17 protein-coding genes and 1 pseudogene are annotated in these 16,805 nt (G+C 68.7%); 14 read left to right on the forward strand and 4 right to left on the reverse strand.

The features are described from left to right. The 6 genes from VEW47_15220 to VEW47_15245 all read left to right on the forward strand — a co-directional run bounded on the left by VEW47_15220 (window position 1) and on the right by VEW47_15245 (window position 4,981). A complete protein-coding gene (locus tag VEW47_15220; protein ID HYS06532.1) occupies window positions 1-315 on the forward strand; it encodes a hypothetical protein in 315 nt (104 codons plus the stop codon). A gap of 167 nt (window positions 316-482) precedes the next feature. After that, entirely contained in the window at window positions 483-704 is a 222-nt protein-coding gene (locus VEW47_15225; GenBank protein ID HYS06533.1) for a hypothetical protein, read from the forward strand. 48 nt (window positions 705-752) lie between these two features. Next, entirely contained in the window at window positions 753-1,547 is a 795-nt protein-coding gene (locus VEW47_15230; protein HYS06534.1) for an electron transfer flavoprotein subunit beta/FixA family protein, read from the forward strand. A gap of 1 nt (window position 1,548) precedes the next feature. Next, a complete protein-coding gene (locus VEW47_15235; GenBank protein ID HYS06535.1) occupies window positions 1,549-2,544 on the forward strand; it encodes an electron transfer flavoprotein subunit alpha/FixB family protein in 996 nt (331 codons plus the stop codon). 144 nt (window positions 2,545-2,688) lie between these two features. Beyond that, the gene (locus tag VEW47_15240; GenBank protein ID HYS06536.1) at window positions 2,689-3,609 is read left to right on the forward strand and encodes a patatin-like phospholipase family protein; all 921 of its coding nucleotides are present in this window, start codon (window positions 2,689-2,691) and stop codon (window positions 3,607-3,609) included. Between the two features lie 7 nt (window positions 3,610-3,616). After that, window positions 3,617-4,981 carry a hypothetical protein gene (locus VEW47_15245; protein HYS06537.1) on the forward strand — a complete coding sequence of 455 codons (1,365 nt, stop codon included), beginning with the start codon at window positions 3,617-3,619 and terminating at the stop codon, window positions 4,979-4,981. Between the two features lie 25 nt (window positions 4,982-5,006). Here VEW47_15245 and VEW47_15250 read toward each other — a convergent pair whose 3' ends face one another. After that, window positions 5,007-5,996, reverse strand: a complete 990-nt coding sequence (locus VEW47_15250; GenBank protein ID HYS06538.1) for a Gfo/Idh/MocA family oxidoreductase — start codon at window positions 5,994-5,996, stop codon at window positions 5,007-5,009. 15 nt (window positions 5,997-6,011) lie between these two features. After that, window positions 6,012-7,274: a DegT/DnrJ/EryC1/StrS family aminotransferase gene (locus VEW47_15255; GenBank protein HYS06539.1), complete on the reverse strand. Its 1,263-nt coding sequence runs from the start codon at window positions 7,272-7,274 to the stop codon at window positions 6,012-6,014. Window positions 7,275-7,390: 116 nt separating this feature from the next. Between VEW47_15255 and VEW47_15260 the strand changes: the two genes are divergently transcribed. Continuing rightward, on the forward strand, window positions 7,391-8,686 hold the full coding sequence (locus tag VEW47_15260; protein HYS06540.1) for an inositol-3-phosphate synthase: 1,296 nt from the start codon (window positions 7,391-7,393) through the stop codon (window positions 8,684-8,686). Window positions 8,687-8,695: 9 nt separating this feature from the next. On the opposite strand, the gene VEW47_15265 is transcribed toward VEW47_15260, so the two are convergent. Further along, window positions 8,696-9,109 (reverse strand): ACT domain-containing protein, encoded by a 414-nt coding sequence (locus VEW47_15265; GenBank protein HYS06541.1) that lies wholly within the window; start codon window positions 9,107-9,109, stop codon window positions 8,696-8,698. Between the two features lie 75 nt (window positions 9,110-9,184). Between VEW47_15265 and VEW47_15270 the strand changes: the two genes are divergently transcribed. The 6 genes and pseudogenes from VEW47_15270 (at window position 9,185) to VEW47_15295 (ending at window position 13,780) form a co-directional block, all read left to right on the forward strand. Beyond that, complete coding sequence (locus VEW47_15270) at window positions 9,185-9,550, forward strand: hypothetical protein (protein HYS06542.1); 366 nt, start codon at window positions 9,185-9,187, stop codon at window positions 9,548-9,550. A gap of 12 nt (window positions 9,551-9,562) precedes the next feature. After that, window positions 9,563-10,051 (forward strand): annotated as a pseudogene (locus tag VEW47_15275) (DsbA family protein). Between the two features lie 20 nt (window positions 10,052-10,071). Then, on the forward strand, window positions 10,072-10,392 hold the full coding sequence (locus tag VEW47_15280; protein HYS06543.1) for a DUF971 domain-containing protein: 321 nt from the start codon (window positions 10,072-10,074) through the stop codon (window positions 10,390-10,392). Beyond that, window positions 10,389-11,699, forward strand: coding sequence for an APC family permease (locus VEW47_15285; protein ID HYS06544.1), 1,311 nt, complete (start codon window positions 10,389-10,391; stop codon window positions 11,697-11,699). Before VEW47_15280 ends, VEW47_15285 begins: the two co-directional genes overlap by 4 nt. Further along, window positions 11,696-13,414, forward strand: coding sequence for a signal peptide peptidase SppA (sppA, locus tag VEW47_15290; protein HYS06545.1), 1,719 nt, complete (start codon window positions 11,696-11,698; stop codon window positions 13,412-13,414). Before VEW47_15285 ends, sppA begins: the two co-directional genes overlap by 4 nt. A 66-nt stretch (window positions 13,415-13,480) precedes the next feature. Continuing rightward, window positions 13,481-13,780 (forward strand): hypothetical protein, encoded by a 300-nt coding sequence (locus tag VEW47_15295; GenBank protein ID HYS06546.1) that lies wholly within the window; start codon window positions 13,481-13,483, stop codon window positions 13,778-13,780. A 4-nt stretch (window positions 13,781-13,784) separates the two neighbouring features. On the opposite strand, the gene VEW47_15300 is transcribed toward VEW47_15295, so the two are convergent. After that, window positions 13,785-15,260: a hypothetical protein gene (locus VEW47_15300; protein ID HYS06547.1), complete on the reverse strand. Its 1,476-nt coding sequence runs from the start codon at window positions 15,258-15,260 to the stop codon at window positions 13,785-13,787. 103 nt (window positions 15,261-15,363) lie between these two features. Here VEW47_15300 and VEW47_15305 point away from each other — a divergent pair, with 103 nt between their 5' ends. Continuing rightward, window positions 15,364-16,638 carry a hypothetical protein gene (locus VEW47_15305; protein HYS06548.1) on the forward strand — a complete coding sequence of 425 codons (1,275 nt, stop codon included), beginning with the start codon at window positions 15,364-15,366 and terminating at the stop codon, window positions 16,636-16,638. Window positions 16,639-16,805 lie beyond the last annotated feature (167 nt).

Genomic DNA, 16,805 nt, shown 5'->3' on the forward strand with positions numbered 1-16,805 from the left:
ATGGATCTGCCCGATCTCATCCGTGAGGCGATTGTGGCGGGCCGGCTGCGCGAGCCGTTCAGCGCCCGCGAGGCGGCGAGGGCTCTCGAGAATCCCGATTGGCCGCTGTCGCGCGTGCACAGCTTCCTGGTCCGCTACTGCATGGGGAACCTGGCGGCGAGCCAGGTCCTGGTGGAGCGCGTGACGTACGGACGCTACCGGCTTCTGTACGACGGCCCGCGCGACACCGTTCCGCAGCCGACGAAATTCCGCAGACGTCCAGCCAGAAGCGACAGAAGGGAGGACCCTCACCCGCCGGGCGAACCCGAGTCCTGACCCGCCTTCACGCCCAGGGACGGTCCATGCGCCCCGTCTCCCAGGGTCTCCCAGCCTCCGGCGCCGGCGCGGAACGGCCGGCGCCGGAGGCCCGCGCGCGCCCGACCGCGGCCGTCCTTGCGCTGCCCGCGATCGATTCGGTATCGTGGCTCCCTGCGGGGGGCGGCATGACGACAGCGTCGTGGACGGGCCGGGTGATCGCGATCGGGGGCGTGCTGGCGTCGATCGGCCTGACGGGGGCCGAGAAGACCGTCATCACGCTTCCGTTCATGGGGGTCGCGTCCGGCACCACGACGCTCGTCTTCGAGAATGCCCAGGCGGTGGATCCGACCGGCACACCGATCGCCGGCATCCAGGTCAGCGGCCCCGTGGACCTGACCTCTCCCTGAGATCTCGCCGGTCGTTCCAGCCGCTCTGTCGATTATGATAGGCGGCGCATGAAGAGCCTGGTTCTCGTCAAGCAGGTGCCGAACACCGATTCGCCGTTCCGCATCAACTCCTCCGGCACCTGGGTGGACGAGAGCAATCTCACCTACGGTCTGAACGACTACGATCGCTACGCCCTGGAGGAGGTGCTGCGGCTGAAGGACGCCGGCCGAGTCGCCGAGGTGGTGGCCCTGACTGTCGGGCCGGAGCGCGCCTCCACGGCGCTCAGGACCTGCCTGGCCACCGGGGCCGACCGGGCCGTGCACGTCAAGGACACAGCACTCGAGGGCGCCGACCCGCTGTCGATCGCGCGCGTCATCGTGGCGGCCGTCAAGGACGAGGGATTCTCGCTGATCCTGGCGGGTCTGCAGGCCGACGACGACAACGCCATGCAGGTCGGCCCATTCGTGGCGCGTCTTCTGGATCGACCGTGCGCCACGGCGGCCATGAGTCTGGCGCTGCAGGAGAACGGTGTGGTCCGCGTGGAGCGCGAGCTGGAGAACAACCGGCTGCAGATCGTCGATCTGACGCTGCCGGCGGTAATCACCGTGCAGACCGGCATCAACGAGCCGCGCTACGCAAGCCTGAAGGGGATCATGGCGGCCAAGAAGAAGGAGATCAGGACGCTGTCGCTCGCCGACCTCAAGCTGGGGGCCGCGGAGATCGCCGCCTCGAAGGGGCGCTACAGGACGGTGCGGCTGGCGCCTCCTCCGAAGGGGAAGGGGGCCGAGGTGCTCACGGGCTCTGCCGACAAAATCGCCAAGGACCTGGTGACGCGGATCAGGGAAAAGACGGGGGTCATCTGAGATGGCCTGCAGGATCCTGATCCTGGCCGAGCATGAGAGCGGGGCGATCCGCGAGACGACCTTCGAGCTCCTCGGGATGGCGCACCGCCTCGCGGGGGAGGCGGGCTGGCAGCCGGCGGAGATCAAGGCGGTCCTGATCGGCATGGGCCGGGGCGCTCCGGCCGAGGGGCTGGCCGCGCGCGGCGCCGCCGAGGTGATCTGCGTCGAGGGGGAGGCCGTGGCGGACTACACCTGCGACGGCCACACGCGCGTCCTCGAATCTCTGATCAAGGCCGAGACGCCCGAGATCGTCCTGGTCGGCCACACGCCGAACGGCTGGGACCTGGCGCCCTTGGTCGCCGCCGGGCTCGGCGTCCCGATCGCCACCGAATGCTCCCAGATCCTCTTCGAGGGGGGGCGGCCCCTGTTCACGCGCAAGGCGTTCAACGGCAAGTTCATCCAGGTGGTCGACATGGGAGACGCGCGGCCGAAGATGGCGACCCTCCAGAAAGGGGCATCGCCCGCCTACTCCGGCACGACGCGGGGGACGGTGCGCGTCGTGCCGGCCGGCGTCGCGCCCGGCGACCTGCGCGCCCGGTTCGTCGGCATCAAGAAAGGGGAGGGCGGCGCCGTCGACCTGACCCAGGCTCCGATCATCGTCTCGGGCGGACGCGGCGTCGGCGCCCCCGAGAAGTTCTCCGTGATCAAGGACCTCGCCGCGGCGCTCGGGGGGCAGGTCGGCGCCTCGCGACCGGTCACGGACATGGGCTGGCTTCCGCACGAGCACCAGGTGGGCAGCTCGGGCGTCACCGTCAATCCGAAGCTGTACATCGCCTGCGGCATCTCCGGCGCCATCCAGCACATCGTCGGCATGAAGGGCTCGGGGTACATCGTCGCCATCAACAAGGACCCCGACGCGCCGATCTTCGGCGTCGCCGACGTGGGTGTCGTCGGCGATCTCTTCGAGATCGTTCCCGCCCTCACGAGGGCCGTCAAGGAAGCGAAGGGACAGCCCTGACGTCCCGATACGAGGGCCGCGGATATCGCGCGCGAATTGTCAGGAGAAGGGCCGACGTGTATTCTTATGGCCCTGCAGAGCACGATCACCCAGAGGTCATCGACTGATGGATGTCTTCGACGATCACATGAGCCCAGTCGCCGCATGACGAAAAGCGGCCGCCCGGCGACCGCCGGGCAGCGCATCGCAATCGTCCTGGGGTCGGGTGGGTTCCGGGGCCCGGCCCACGTCGGCGTGCTGGCCCGCCTCGTCGAGCTGCGCGTTCCGCTGTACGCCATGGTCGGCTGCAGCGTCGGCAGCCTGATCACCGCCTACTACGCCGCCGCGGGCCGGACGGTGGACGAGCTCCTGCAATTCGCCCTGGAGACGAACGCCAAGCGGGTCCTGGCCCACGCGCTGTCGATGCGCTCGCCGGGCCTCGGGCGGCGCCTGGTGCGGCGCTGGGCCGACCCGGTGCACGACCTGCTCGCGGTGCTCGACCGGCACGACTTCCGCCGGCTGCATCACGGTGTGCGGATGATCGGCTTCCTGATGCACGATCGGCGGCGGGGCGAGCGGATCTTCGCCGTGACCGGATGCGAGCGCGGCTTCCATCTCTCCGAGGCCGTGCGCGCCAGCAGCCGCCTCCCGATCCTGTTCCCTCCGCTCCACAAGGAGGTCGACGGTCTGGAGCGCGTCCTGGTGGACGGGGCGTTCGCGGCGCCGTCCCCCGTGGTCCACGCCGTGGCGGCCCCCGTGTCCGCAACGCACGTGATCGCCGTCGACTTGAGCGGCTCGCGGCGCCGCGCTCGTCTGAGCGAGCTCGACCGCTGGCAGACGCTTCTGGGCGATCGCCTCATGGTGCTCCGGCCGCGGCCGAAGTTCACGCGCACGGGATGGGGGACGATCCTCGGCGCCCGGACCTGGTATGAGGCGGGCCGGAACATCATCGGTGAGGCCGAAGCGGAGCGGCTGCGCCGCTGGCAGCGCGGAGATCCGCAGCCCGACGCCCCGGCGGCGGGAGAACCGGGCAGGCCGGACGCCGAGGCGCACGCGCGCGCCCCGCTGCGGTCCGAGCGCTCTTGAGAGGCGCATGCGCAACGCTCTGAGCAACTGGCTCGATCGCGTCGTCCTGGGGGATTCGCCGACCCGGCGGCTCTGGTTCGCGCGCCGCATGCCGGACGGATACATCCGCAACACCCAGAAGCTGGACTTCAAGACCACCGTCCGCTGGGTCGCGGCTCGATCGGCCTTCTACCGCAGGAAGTTCCAGGAGCACCACATCGATCCGGCGATGGTGAGATGCCCCGCCGACCTGGGGGACATCTTCACGACCTCGACGGACCTGCTGACCCACCCGGTCGAGGAGTTCCTGTGCGACCGCCCGCAGCTGGGCTTCGAGACGACCGGCACGCTCTCGCCGAAGAGCAAGAAGCTGTTCTTCTCGCTCGAGGAGATGCGGGACCTGGGTCGTGACGGCGCGGCCGGGCTGTACGCCCTCGGCGTGCGCAAGGAGGACCGCATGGTGTCGGCCCTCGATCTGTCGTTCTGGAACGCCGGGCCGACCCTGAGGGCGGCGGCGCAGACCCTGGGGTGCCTGCTGATCGAGGCGAGCAAGATCCCGCCCGCGGAGTTCTACGATCGGGCGCTCGACTATCGTTTCAACGTCATGGTGGTCGAGCCGTCCTGGATCGTGAGCCTGACGGAGATCGCCGAGAAGCGCGGGACCTGGCCGGTCAAGCTCATGCTGGTCGGCGGGGAGAACATGTCCGAGAAATCGCGCCGTCACGTCGAGGAGGCCTGGAGGACGACGCTCTACCTGACCTACGGCCAGACCGAGTCGTTCGGCAGCGCCGGGACGGAGTGCGCGCGCCGGAACGGCTATCATCTGCAGGAGTTGAAGTTCTGGTTCGAGATTCCCGAGCCGGACGACCAGGGTCACGGCGAGCTCGTCTTCACGACCCTGTCGCGCAAGGTGATGCCGCTTCTGCGCTACCGGACGTCGGACGTGGCGCGGTTCATGGAGGGCGTCTGCGACTGTGACTTGAAAATGCTGCGGCGCATCTCCAAGATCGTCGGCCGCTGCGACGAGATGGTGAACTGCGGTCTCGGCAACATCAGCCCCTGGATGTTCGAGAAGGTGCTCGAAGGGGTGACCGGCATCGCGCACGACTGGCAGGTGCTGGTGACGCGTCCGGGGCTGCGCGACGCCGTCGAGATCCGGGTGGAGCTCCAGGACGGGGCGTCGCAGACGTCGGTCGAGCGGGCGATCCGGAGATCGCTCGAGGAGCAGTTCCCGGACATGGCCCGCAACGTCTCCATGGGTCTGTGCGAGATGAGCGTCGGCGGGAACGCGCGCGGCACCCTGCGCACGGGGCGCAAGCTGCGATCGATCGTGGATCTCCGCAAGACACTGTTCCGGGCCGAGACCGCCGTGACCTCGAGCGTGCTGGCCTAGGAGTGAATCCATGACGACAGGAAACTCAGTCGGAGGGCGGGGGGCCGGGCCGCACCGCGCGCCCCTCGAGGGCGGCGAGGGAGCAGGCGTCCGCGATCTCGAGCGACCGCAGGGCGCGGCGCGGGGAGAAGCAGGTCTTCCGGCCCGCGAGGAACGCCTCGACGATCTCGCGATCCTGCGCGACGTAACCCCAGCGCTCCTCGCGGGAGAGATCGGCGAAGTCGTCGATGCCGACAGGTGCACCGCCGCCCGGCGAGTGCAGGACCCGGTCGAGCTCCTCCACGACGATCGTGGCGTGGTCGCCCACGAGCTCGGTGCGCTCCGCGGGGCGGACCCACGACGCGTGACCCGTGGCGGTCAGGGCGCCGATGGCGCCCCCTTCGAAGGCGATCGAGATGACGAAGTCGTTGAGGTCCGGGTAGAGCGGGCCCCGAGCCAGGCAGGACACCTCGGAGATCGGCGCGATCAGCCACTCCATGAGATCGAAGAAGTGGACCAGGTTCTCGTAGAGAAACCCGCCCGACATGGAACGGTCGGAGACCCACGGCGGGGTGCGGTAGTCCCCCTCGTGCATCTTGAAGCTGGCCAGGAGCGGCCGGAACCCCTCGCGCAGCAGCCCCCGGACGCGTCCGTAGACCGGGGCGTGCCGGCGGTTGTGGGCCACGGTGAAGAAGGCGCCGGGACGCTCCGCCGCCTCGCAGAGCCGCCGCGCGTCCTCGATGTGGATGGCCATCGGCTTCTCGCTCACGACGCCGACGCCCCGCTCGAGCGCCGCCATGGAGGCCTCGAAGTGGAAGCGGTTCGGCGTGGTGACGACGAGAAGATCGAGACCGGCGCGGAACAGAGCCTCGAGATCGGTGTGATGAGGAACGCGGAGATCGCCGGCGAGGTGCCCGGCCCGGTCGGCGTCGGGGTCGGCGACGCCGACGATGCGCACACGGTCGTCGCGCCGCAGAACCTCGGCGTGCGTCCGGCCCATGTGACCCGCTCCCAGGATCCCGATTCGCAGCGGCATGCTTCCGGAATGTCCCTACGCCGCCCCGGGGCCGGCGAGCTCGGTGATATGCGTCAGCACCTTCTCGAACGCGTCCGCGTACTGCTCCATCAGGACCCGCGGCTGCGGGAACAGGGGATACGACTGCGACCCCAGCACGAGCGAGTCGGCGAGGAGCGCCGTCGTCCGGGGGTGCTCGCCCTTGCGGGAGTTCGCCCGGCCCTGGAAGACCGGCATCTCCGGGACCGGCCGGTCGAGCCAGAGCATGACCTCGACCCCCTCCGCGCGGAGCGCCGCCACGACCCGGTCCCGCAGGAGGGTCGGATCGATCGCGAGACCGAGGGCGCGCGCGTCCAGCCGCACCCGGTACTTGTGATAGACATGGGTCCGGTCGGCGGGACAGCGGGGCGGCGTCACGCCCGCAAGCGTCTCCAGACGCGACGTGAGCAGGGCGGCGTTGGCCGCGGCGTTCGCGTTGAACCCACCGAGACGTCGCAGCTGCACGCGGGCGATCGCCGCCGGGATCTCCTGGTTCAGGTACATGAAGCCCATCCCGGCGAACTCCGAATCGGTGGCCGAGTCGAGAGGATGGGCCTGGTCGAGCGGCACCTCGTCGCGCGTCTGTCCCAGGATGCGGAAGGACGTGGCGCGCGCCAGGAGCCGTTCGTTGCCCGTGACGAACAGGCCCCCCTCCCCGCAAGGAAGGTTCTTGGTGGCGTTGAGGGAGAACCCCGCCATGTCGCCCAGCGTCCCGACCTGGCGCGAGCGGTAGGTCGCTCCGTGCGCCTGCGCCGCGTCCTCGATGACCAGGAGGTCGTGCCGGCGCGCGATGGCGTCGATCGCGTCCATGTCGCACGGCAGGCCGTGGATGTGGACCGGCATGATCGCCCGCGTGCGGGAGGTGATCCGCTCCTCGATGCCGGCCGGGTCGATGTTGAAGGTGACGGGATCGATGTCGGCGAAGGTCGGGACCGCGTTGTGCTGCAGGATGGCCAGGGCGGTCGCCGGGTAGGTGAAGGCGCTGGTCACGACCTCGTCGCCCGGCTCGAGCCCCGCGGCGGCGACCGCCATGTGGAGCGCCGCCGTGCCGCTGTTGGTCGCGAGGCAGGAGCGCGCCCCGATGAAACGGGCGAACTCCTCCTCCAGGGCCTTCTGCTGCGGCGCGCGGGCGCCGCACAGAACACCGCTGTCCAGGACCGCGAGGACGGCCTGCCGTTCCTCGTCGCCGATCACCGGCCAGCGGACCGCCCGGTCTCTCTGGACCGCGGGCTTGCCGCCGTGTATCGCCAGCTGTGCCAAGTCTTCCTCCTTACGCCCCCGAAGGCGCACGAACCGACGGGTGATTCTAGAGTACGTCAGTCGCTCCGTCCACCGGCATCGTGGCCGGTTCATCCTATCAGTCGTCGGGGAGAACCATGAGACAGAAGCCGGTCCCCCCTGCCGCGGCCGCCGGCCGCCTGGGGGTCGTCGTGGTGGGTGCTGGATCCCTTTCGACCTCGCTCATCGCCGGTGTGCTGGCGGTGCGCCGGGGGCTCGGCAAGCCGATCGGCGCCCTGACCCAGCTGGGTTACGTCGCCGGCCCGCACGAGCGGCCGGCCCCCGTCCCTGTGGCGCGGGCGGTGCCCCTCTCCTCCCTCGACGATCTGGTGTTCGGCGTCTGGGACATCCTGCCGGACAGCGTCTACCGCGCCGCCGTGAAGGCGCGGGTGCTGGACGAGAGGCTCCTGGAGCCGCTGCGGCAGGAGCTCGACTCGATCCGGCCGTGGCGCGGCATCTTCGACCCGCGCTACGTGCACCGTATCGAGGCGACGCACTGCCGCTCACGGCAGGGGCATCTCGCGAACGTGGCCGAGATCGAGAAGGACATCGCCTCCTTCCGCAAAAGCGCCGGGATCGCCCGCCTGGTGCTGCTCAACGCCGCCTCGACGGAGACCTATCAGCCGGTCGAGGACATCCATTCCGACCTGAAGCTCTTCGAGCGGGCGCTGGCGGCGGACGACGCGCGCATCAGCCCCGCGATGCTCTATTCGTACGCCGCCCTCCGCCAGAGGATCCCGGTCGTCAACTGCACGCCGAGCCACGCCGTCGACATCCCCGCTCTCGTGCAGATGGCGGAGGAGATGAAAGTACCCGTGGCGGGCCGGGATTTGAAGACCGGCCAGACCCTGCTGAAGACCATACTGGCCCCGGGTTTCAAGGCGCGCGCCCTCGGCGTGGCCGGATGGTACTCGACGAACATCCTCGGGAACCGCGACGGGGAGGTCCTCGACGACCCGCAGTGCCTGAAGAGCAAGGAAGAGAGCAAGATGGCCGCCCTGAAGGCGATCCTCGACCCGGAGCTCTACCCGGACCTGTACGGCGATCTGGTCCACCGCGTGCGCATCGATTACTACCCGCCGCGCGGGGACAACAAGGAGGCCTGGGACAACATCGATCTCGTCGGGTGGCTCGGCTACCCGATGCAGATCAAGATCAATTTCCTCTGCCGCGACTCGATCCTGGCGGCGCCGCTCGCGCTCGATCTCGTTCTCCTCGCCGACCTGGCGGCCCGGGCCGGTCTGCGCGGCGCGCAGGACTGGCTGTCCCTCTACTTCAAGAACCCGACCGTGAAGAACGGCCGTCAGATCCACGAGCTGTTCGCGCAGCGCCAGATGTGGGAGAACGAGATCCGCAGGCTGGCCGGGTGGACGGTGAACGGACGACAGGCGTAGCGGACCGCGTCAGACCCCCAGTGCCTTCGCCGCCTTGTCGTAGTTCTCGGGCCTCACCCAGACGATCATGCCGAAGCCGCCCCGCGCGCCCGCCGCGGCGTTGGTGGCGTGGACGTTGACGCCGGCGTCGGCCAGTTTCCTGAAGATCTCGGCCGCCGCACCGGCGCGGTCGTCCCCCTGGATGAAGAAGGCGCGCTTCCTGTCGCTCAGCTTCAGGCCCAGACCCTTGGCGGCCTTGGCGAGCCCGTCGGCGTTCTCGGTGACGAGATCGATCTGGGTCGTCCCCTTGCCGTCGGGGAAGGCGGTCAAGGACAGGAGATTGACTCCGGCGTCCTTCAGGGCGCCCAGGATGCGGGCCCCCTCGCCGGGCTTGTCGGGGACTTGCACGTACTGGTAATCGGCTCGGCGGATCTTGTCGGCCATGGCGGTCCTCCCTATATTGACGTGTGAAGGCGGGTTGGATGCTAACATAAGCACTTTCGGGAGGACAGTTCGACCATGGCGAAACAGAACCAGAACAATCCGGGAGGGCGGGGGCCCGCCATGGACCGGCCGTCCGGAGGGATGTCTCCGGGGACGATCCGCGGCGCGACCCTGGCCGGGGTGGCGGTGTTGATCGCCATCACCGGCATGAACCTCTACGAGACGACGCAGCAGCAGGCGGCGCTGAACGAGAAGCTCAACCAGCTCGATTCGCGCGTCACGGCGCTCGGCGCGAAGATCGACGCCGGGGCGAAGACCGCGCAGGCCCGCCCGCAGGGGCCCGATCCGGACAAGGTCTACGCGGTGAAGACCGACGGCGCTCCATTCGAGGGGCCCAGGGCCGCGCCGGTCACGATCGTCGAGTTCTCCGACTTCCAGTGACCCTTCTGCGCGAGGGTCGGTCCGACCCTCGACCAGATTCACAGGACGTACGGTGAAAAGGTGCGCATCGTCTGGAAGAACAACCCGCTGCCGTTCCACCCGTTCGCGATGCCGTCGGCGCTGGCGTCGATGGCGGCCTACGAGCAGGGGAAGTTCTGGGAGTACCACGACAAGCTGTTCGCCAACCAGCAGAAGCTGACGCACGACGATCTGCTGCGCTACGCGAAGGAGGTCGGGCTCGACATCGGCCGGTTCGAGGCCGCCCTGAACTCGGCGCGCAGCAAGCCCGCGATCGACTCCGACGTGGCGGAGGCCAAGTCGCTGGGCGCCTCCGGGACGCCGGCCTTCTTCGTCAACGGACGTTTCCTGTCGGGCGCGAGACCCTTCGACGACTTCGCCCAGCTGATCAACGCCGAGCTGACCCGGCTCAAGATCCCGGTTCCGCCGCCCCCGCCTGCGGCCCCCCCGGCGACGGCACCGTCCGGGAAGGGCGGGCAGTAGTGATCCGGACCTCCTCGTAGGTGAGCCAGCCGCGCAAGGTCGAGATCGGGAGCGACGGCGGACTCTCGATCGTGTGGGACGACGGCCACGCGGCGGTCTACACCCCGGCGCACCTCCGCCTGGCGTGCAAGTGCGCCCTGTGCGAGGACGAATGGTCGGGTGAGAGGCGGCTCGAGGCCGGCTCTCTGCCTGCCGACATCCGGGCGCTCAGCGTCAAGCCGGTCGGACGCTACGGTCTGCAGATCACCTGGAGCGATGGCCACTCGACCGGAATCTACACGTTCGACAGGCTGCGTCCGCTGTGCGAGTGCGAGACCTGCCGGCGAAGCCCGCGCGGGTGAGCGGAAGCGTCGCGGTCGCGCCGCTGCGGCACCTCGGCCGTCTCCGACTGGTCGCACTCGGCATCAACTCGGTCATCGGCGGCGGGATCTTCATCCTCCCCGCGGAGGTGACCGGTCTCATCGGACGGTCGGCGATCTTCGCGTACGTCGTGGCGGGCCTGGTGGCGATCGGCGTCGGCCTGGCGCTGGCCTCGCTGTCGTCGCGCTACGAGATCTCGGGCGGCCCCTACCTTTACGTGCACCGCGTGTTCGGCGAGTTCGCCGGCTTCCAGGTCGGCTGGCTGTTCTGCCTGGCCCGGATCACGGCGATGGCGGGTCTGGTCAATGGATTCGGGCGCTACCTCGGGGCGCTCCTGCCCTGGGCCGCCACACCGATCGGCCGGGCCCTGGTCATCATCGCCTGCTCGGCCCTCATCACCACGATCAACATGATCGGCATCCGGCAGACCTCGAGGGCGACCAACCTGTTCACCGTGGCCAAGGTCGTGCCGCTCGTCGTCCTGGCGATCGCCGGCCTGTTCTTCCTGCGCCTGGAAAACCTGGAAGCGGTCCCGGTCGAGCCGATGAGCTTCGTGCGCGCCGTCCTGCTCCTGATCTTCGCGTTCTCGGGATTCGAGATCCTGACCGTCCCTGCCGAAGAGTCGCTGCAGCCCCGCCGGGACATGCCGTTCGCGGTCATCGCCACGATCCTGACCGTGTGCGCCATCTACCTGCCGGTCCACCTCGTGGCGGCGGGGATGCTCGACAACCTCGCGTCGGAGCAGGCCCCCCTGGCGAGCGTCGCCGGGATCCTGGCCGGCCCCGCGGGGCGCTACGCCATGACCTTCATCGCGGCGACATCGATGGCCGGCTGCGCCCTCATCAGCCTGGTCGGCGGGACGCGTCTCATGTACTCCATGTCCTCGGCGCGCCAGCTGCCGCTCTGGATGGGGTCCCTGCACGCCGGCTGGCGCACCCCCGTGCGGGCCACGATGATCATCGGGGTGCTCGGGACCACGCTGGCCATCGCCAGCGCCTACAGCACGCTGGCGGCCGTCAGCGCCGGCACGCGCCTTCTCGTCTACCTGGCCTGCTGCTGCGCCTGCCTGCGCCGGCCGGCGGCCGCGCGGGAGGATGGCGCGCCGGGTGAACGGCACGCCCTGCGCGGGCGTATCATCCCCGCGCTGACCTCTCTTGCGATCGTGGCGCTTCTGTGCGCCCTGGAGCGGGACGAGATCATCGGGGGGCTGTCTGGCGTCGGGATCGGAACCGTGCTTTACTTTGGCATGAGACGCGCCGTGCCGGCCGTCGGAGGAACGACTTCATGAGCAAGAGCGGGAAGCGGGCGCTGTTCATCGTCGGGACGCTCGTGGCCGGGCTCGTGGCCGTCGCCTACATGGTGCGCATGTCGTCGCAGCCTGCGGCGGGGAGCGTCCTCGAGCTGGTTCTCGACGACGACATCCCCGATCACGTGGAGGTGGAGGGGCTGTGGCACCTGTTCGGCGGCCGGAAGCTGACCCTGCGCGATGACCTCGAGGCGCTGCGCCTGGCGCGGGACGACCGGCGGATCAGGGGTCTTCTGGTCGTGATCGACGGGCCCGGCGCCGGCTCGGCCAAGCTGCAGGAATTGAGGGACGGCATCCTCGACTTCCAGAAGGAGGGGAAGTGGGCCGTCGCCTACCTCGAGACGGCCGGCGAGTTCTCGGCGGGGAACAGGGACTACTACCTCGCCACCGCGTGCGGCTCGATCTGGCTGGCGCCGCCGGGCGACATCAATCTCGTCGGCATGCGCGCCGAGCCTCCGTTCATCCGCGGGACGCTGGACCTGCTCGGGATCGTCCCCGACATGGACCACATCGGCAAGTACAAGTCGGCGATGAACACTTACACCGACAAGGAGATGAACGAGGCGTTCCGCGAGTCCATGGAGGCGCTGGTCGGCAGCATCTACGGTCAATTGAAGCGCGGGATCGCCAAGGGGCGCAAGATGACCGAGGAGCAGGTCGCCCTCCTCATCGACGACGGCCCGTACATCGGGCCGAGGGCGCTGCAGGCGAAGCTGGTCGACAGACTGGGGTACCGCGACGAGCTCGAGGACAGCCTCAAGGAGAAGGGGGCCGACTCCCCGTCCCTCGTCAAGGTCGGTCAGTACCTCAGGGCGGGCCGTTTCTACACCCGGGGGCCGAAGATCGCCCTGATCTACGGACTCGGCGGCGTGTCGCGCGGCGAGAACCAGACCAACCCGCTCACGGGGGACATGACCATGGGGTCGGACACGACCGCCGAGGCGATCAAGAAGGCGCGCGAGGATCCTTCGATCAAGGCGATCGTGTTCCGCGTCGACAGCCCCGGCGGCTCGTACATCGCCTCCGACGTCATCTACCGCCAGGTGGCGCTCACGAAAGGCGTCAAGCCGTTCGTCGTCTCCATGGGGGACGTGGCCGCCTCGGGCGGCTACTTCGTCGCCATGGGGGCCGACAAGATCGTCGCGGAGCCCGCGACCATCACCGCCTCAATCGGTGTCCTGGCCGGCAAGCTCGTCACCACCGGCTTCTGGAACAAGGTCGGGATCACCTTCGACGCCGTGCAGCGCGGCCGTCACGCGACCTTCTTCTCGACGAGCGCGAAGTACACGCCCGAGGAGCGCGAGATCTTCGCGGGCTGGCTCGATCGAATCTACAAGGACTTCGTCGGCAAGGCGGCCCAGGGGCGCGGCAAGACCTACGACCAGATCCACGCCGTGGCGCAGGGGAGGGTCTGGTCGGGGGAGGACGCGCTGCGGCTCGGTCTGGTGGACGAGATGGGCGGCCTGTCGGCGGCGCTGCGACGGGCCCTCGTGATGGCGCACCTCGACCCCGAGGCGCGCGTGCAGCTCGTCGTCCTGCCGGAGGCGAAGAGCTGGTTCTCGCAATTCTGGAGCGGCGAGGAGACGACGACATCCTACGCCGCGTTGCAGCGGCAGATTCGAAAGTTGATCGAGGAGGGGCCGTCGATCGAGCCGGACGGGGTCCTGTCGATGCCGTACGTCCCCGTCCTGCGCTGATCCGCGCGCCAGAGTGCAACCCCGGACCGGTCCCGGACGTATACTCGGTGCGGAGCGGGGAGGGGCATGCCCATGATCACGATCGCCGGGACGGTTGTTCTGCTCGGATTCCTGTTCGGCCTCATCGCCCTGGTGGCGGCGCCGATCGTCCTGGCGCTGTTCCTCGTCGGGATCGTCCTGCGGCTCGTGTTCTTCGTCCTCGTCCTGCCGTTCCGGTTCCTCAAGGGGATTCTCGCGCTCGCGGGGCTTGGTTTCCTTCTGATCCTGGGAGCCATCCCGCTCCTGCCGATTCTCCTGATCGGGGCAGGCATCTATCTCGTGTTCCGGGGGATGCGTTCCCGCTCGGCCCCCGTCGGCCACGCCTGAAGGCTCAGCTGGTCCCGAGAATCCTGAAATCGAGTCCGGTCACGCCGCGATCCTTGACCTCCAGGGTGTGAAAGTTCGGCTCGGAGCGCACGGGGCGCGCCCCCTCTCCCATCGGGACGATCCTGTAGGTCCCCGGAGCGGGCAGAGGGATTCTCCAGGAGCCGTCCGCGTCCGGGACGGCGCGCGCCTGCTCCCTTACGATGCTCCCCGGGCCATAGATCACGATTGCGCGCACGGCATCGATCCGTCCGCTCAGTCGGCCCGCCACGACGAGCGGCACCTCGGGCGGCTCCGCGGCCGCGGGAACCGGCGAGGGCTGGGGCGTCGCGGCGGGTGACGGGGCGGTCTCCGGCTTCCGCGTATCCGAAATGGCCGGTGCGGAAGATTTGTCGGGAGGCATTTCCTTCGTAGTATTTGATAATTGAAGGTTTTTGGCGTCGGCCTCGATGAATAGGGTCGGAGGGGCGATCCTCCTGACCCGTTTCTCGGGGAAGATCCCGACGACGAGATCTCCAGGACTCCCGTCGAAGTAGAAAGGACGCAGATCCCGGCTCGTCTCTGACCCGGTGCCGTCCCAGCGTGTCGTGACGACCGTGCCGGTCCGCGGATCGAAGAAGGCGAGGCCGTCCCCCGAACCGGACGCCACGGCAAGGCTGCCGTCGCGGGAGAACAGCAGCGAGTCGGCGGCGAACGGCAGCGGAGTCACCGCGGTCGCGTCGTCCTGGAGCCTTTGCCGCTCCTCGGGCTTCCGCCCGGCGATTACCTCGGGGTCGAAGCGGGCGATCCGGTCGCGACGCACCGAGTAGAGAACGGCGCCGTGGGGTGGGAAGCAGAGCCCGAGGTTCGCGCCCGGCGATCGGTAGTGCCAGGACTGCGCCAGAGGGTGGGTGGTGTAGGTCTGGATCCTCCCTGAATAGGCGAGGTAGAGCCGCGTTGCGGCCGGTTCGAGGGCCACGGCGCTGGGCGGGCTGTCGAGCTGGGCGGAGGCGAGCACACGCCCCTCGTCCAGGTCCAGGGCGTAGAGGCGGGCCCGCACCTCCCTGCCGGCCTGGTCGGGGAGGGCCAGGATCGCCAGGACGTAGGCGAACCGGCCGTCCCCGGAGACGGCCACCCGGCGGCCGTCCCCCTCGAAGGTGATCTGATTGAGAATCGCGGGCGGCGCCGCGGTCGTGGGAGAGGAGATGATCACCGCCGAGCCCTCGAGTCGGTTGCGACGGGTGCCGGCCCGGCGGGCGGCCACCGGAAGGACCACCGTCTTCCCGCTGTCCTCGGAGATGGCCAGGTCGTTGACCGGATGATCCGCGAGATGGGCGAGCGAGGGGGGCAGGGGCAGGAGGTCCGTGTCGTCCGCTTTCCAGGAGTAGACGACACCGTCCGGACCGAGGACGAAGGTCAGGAATCCGCCGGCGGCCCCCGGTGTGGCAATCGAGGCGACCGCCAGAAGCACCAACGCCGCGCCCGGCAGCACCCGCTTCGTCATGTGCGCCCTCTGCTCGAATGCCGCATGAACGGCGCGATTTCCGGTTGCGCGGATAGGGGCATCACGCTAGAATCTAAAGACTTTCGCACAGGAGAGTATCTCAATGGCGCAGAGTTTGTTCGATTCGATCGAAGACATCAAGCTGCCTGAAGACAGGCCGAAACGGAGCTACAAGAAAGTTGTCCTCATCCTGGCGGCGCTCATCGTCGCCGTCGGTCTCGGCATCGGGGGCTACTTCGGGTACTACGCGATGTTCCCGAAGAAGCTCACCCAGCGGCCGGTGCCGATGAATATGGAGAAGCTCCTGGTCGAGCTGAAGGATGCCCGCGATCAAATCGACGGCCAGACCCACGAAATCTACAATCGAATCCAGCAGTTCAATCAGAAGATGACGCTGATCGGCCGCAAGCCGGTCTCCTTCAGCCAGGTCTTCCTGCAGGGCCTGAGCGCCGAGGAGGAGCAGGCCCTCGACGATCTCGTGCGCCAGGAGAAGGACCCGTCGTACCGGGGCATTCTAGGCCAGGTCGTCGAGGATATGAAGAAGATCCGCGACCTGCAGAACAAGGTCACGCAGCTCGAAGGCCTGCTCCCCGGCGACGGCGTCGACGTGAAGCCGGGCGACACGCACATGAAGCTGGCGATGCAGTACCTGGAGAAGGACAAGGGGGTCCCCGAGTCGCGCGCCAAGGAGCTGATCTCCCGCCTGAACATCATGGAGACCAACCTCGAGAAGGGGATGAAGGTGCACTTCTACTACGACCCCGCGAAGGACTTCTTCGGCACGTGGGTGGCGCAGGGCGCCGCCTCGCACAGCCCGCTGGCCCTCGTCCGCGCCAAGGAGATGCGGCTGATTCAGGAGAAGGACGCCGCGATCGCCAAGGCGAACACGCTGCAGGACGAGAAGGCCCAGCTCGAGGAGATGCGTGACGCCCTGCAGAAGGAGATCGCCGAGCTCGAGACCCGCAAGGCGGGGCTGGAGTCGACCGTGTCGCAGCTCGAGCTGGATAAGACGAAGGCCGAGGAGAGCGCCCGGATCACCGGCGAGAAGCTGGCCGAGCACCAGAATTCGGTCTGGTACGACGCCGACCTGGCCGAGCGACTGCGCGCGCGGGGCGTGCTCAAGACCGTCAACAAGGTCGAGAACATCGGCGAGGTGAAGTTCGCCAACAACATCGACCTCAGCAAGACGAAATCGATCACGCTCAAGCCGAGCCAGTTCGGCATCGACCACATCAGCGACGTGCGCATCGTCCCGACCTATCTGAAGGAAGGGCGCGACGTCGGCGTGCGCTTCGCCGATGACGGGACCGTGGAGGTCACCGTGCTGAACGAGGGCGCCCTGCGCGGGCAGAAGATCCTCTTCGTCGTTTCGCGCTGAATCCGGATCAAACTCCCTGACGGATCGCTAGGAGCCCGTCCGAGTAACGGGCCAAACAAAGATCGCTTTCGGAGGGAGGGCGCGTGATGCGCTGTGGGGGACAGAGGGCTGGCCGCGATCGAGATCGGTGTCCCGGTCGCTCCGAGCCTCCCGTCGGCCCTCGACGG

It is taken from the genome of Candidatus Dormiibacterota bacterium, assembly GCA_035635555.1.
GTDB lineage: Bacteria > Acidobacteriota > Polarisedimenticolia > Gp22-AA2 > Gp22-AA2 > Gp22-AA3.

What these genes read in the sequence shown, in the direction of transcription:
- VEW47_15260 (HYS06540.1), top strand. Translation starts at nt 7,391, where the DNA reads ATGAGACAGAAGCCGGTCCCCCCTGCCGCGGCCGCCGGCCGCCTGGGG.
- VEW47_15270 (HYS06542.1), top strand. Translation starts at nt 9,185, where the DNA reads ATGGCGAAACAGAACCAGAACAATCCGGGAGGGCGGGGGCCCGCCATG.
- sppA (HYS06545.1), top strand. Translation starts at nt 11,696, where the DNA reads ATGAGCAAGAGCGGGAAGCGGGCGCTGTTCATCGTCGGGACGCTCGTG.
- VEW47_15245 (HYS06537.1), top strand. Translation starts at nt 3,617, where the DNA reads ATGCGCAACGCTCTGAGCAACTGGCTCGATCGCGTCGTCCTGGGGGAT.
- VEW47_15305 (HYS06548.1), top strand. Translation starts at nt 15,364, where the DNA reads ATGGCGCAGAGTTTGTTCGATTCGATCGAAGACATCAAGCTGCCTGAA.
- VEW47_15300 (HYS06547.1), bottom strand. Translation starts at nt 15,260, where the DNA reads ATGACGAAGCGGGTGCTGCCGGGCGCGGCGTTGGTGCTTCTGGCGGTC.
- VEW47_15240 (HYS06536.1), top strand. Translation starts at nt 2,689, where the DNA reads ATGACGAAAAGCGGCCGCCCGGCGACCGCCGGGCAGCGCATCGCAATC.
- VEW47_15295 (HYS06546.1), top strand. Translation starts at nt 13,481, where the DNA reads ATGCCCATGATCACGATCGCCGGGACGGTTGTTCTGCTCGGATTCCTG.
- VEW47_15265 (HYS06541.1), bottom strand. Translation starts at nt 9,109, where the DNA reads ATGGCCGACAAGATCCGCCGAGCCGATTACCAGTACGTGCAAGTCCCC.
- VEW47_15230 (HYS06534.1), top strand. Translation starts at nt 753, where the DNA reads ATGAAGAGCCTGGTTCTCGTCAAGCAGGTGCCGAACACCGATTCGCCG.
- VEW47_15220 (HYS06532.1), top strand. Translation starts at nt 1, where the DNA reads ATGGATCTGCCCGATCTCATCCGTGAGGCGATTGTGGCGGGCCGGCTG.
- VEW47_15250 (HYS06538.1), bottom strand. Translation starts at nt 5,996, where the DNA reads ATGCCGCTGCGAATCGGGATCCTGGGAGCGGGTCACATGGGCCGGACG.
- VEW47_15235 (HYS06535.1), top strand. Translation starts at nt 1,549, where the DNA reads ATGGCCTGCAGGATCCTGATCCTGGCCGAGCATGAGAGCGGGGCGATC.
- VEW47_15225 (HYS06533.1), top strand. Translation starts at nt 483, where the DNA reads ATGACGACAGCGTCGTGGACGGGCCGGGTGATCGCGATCGGGGGCGTG.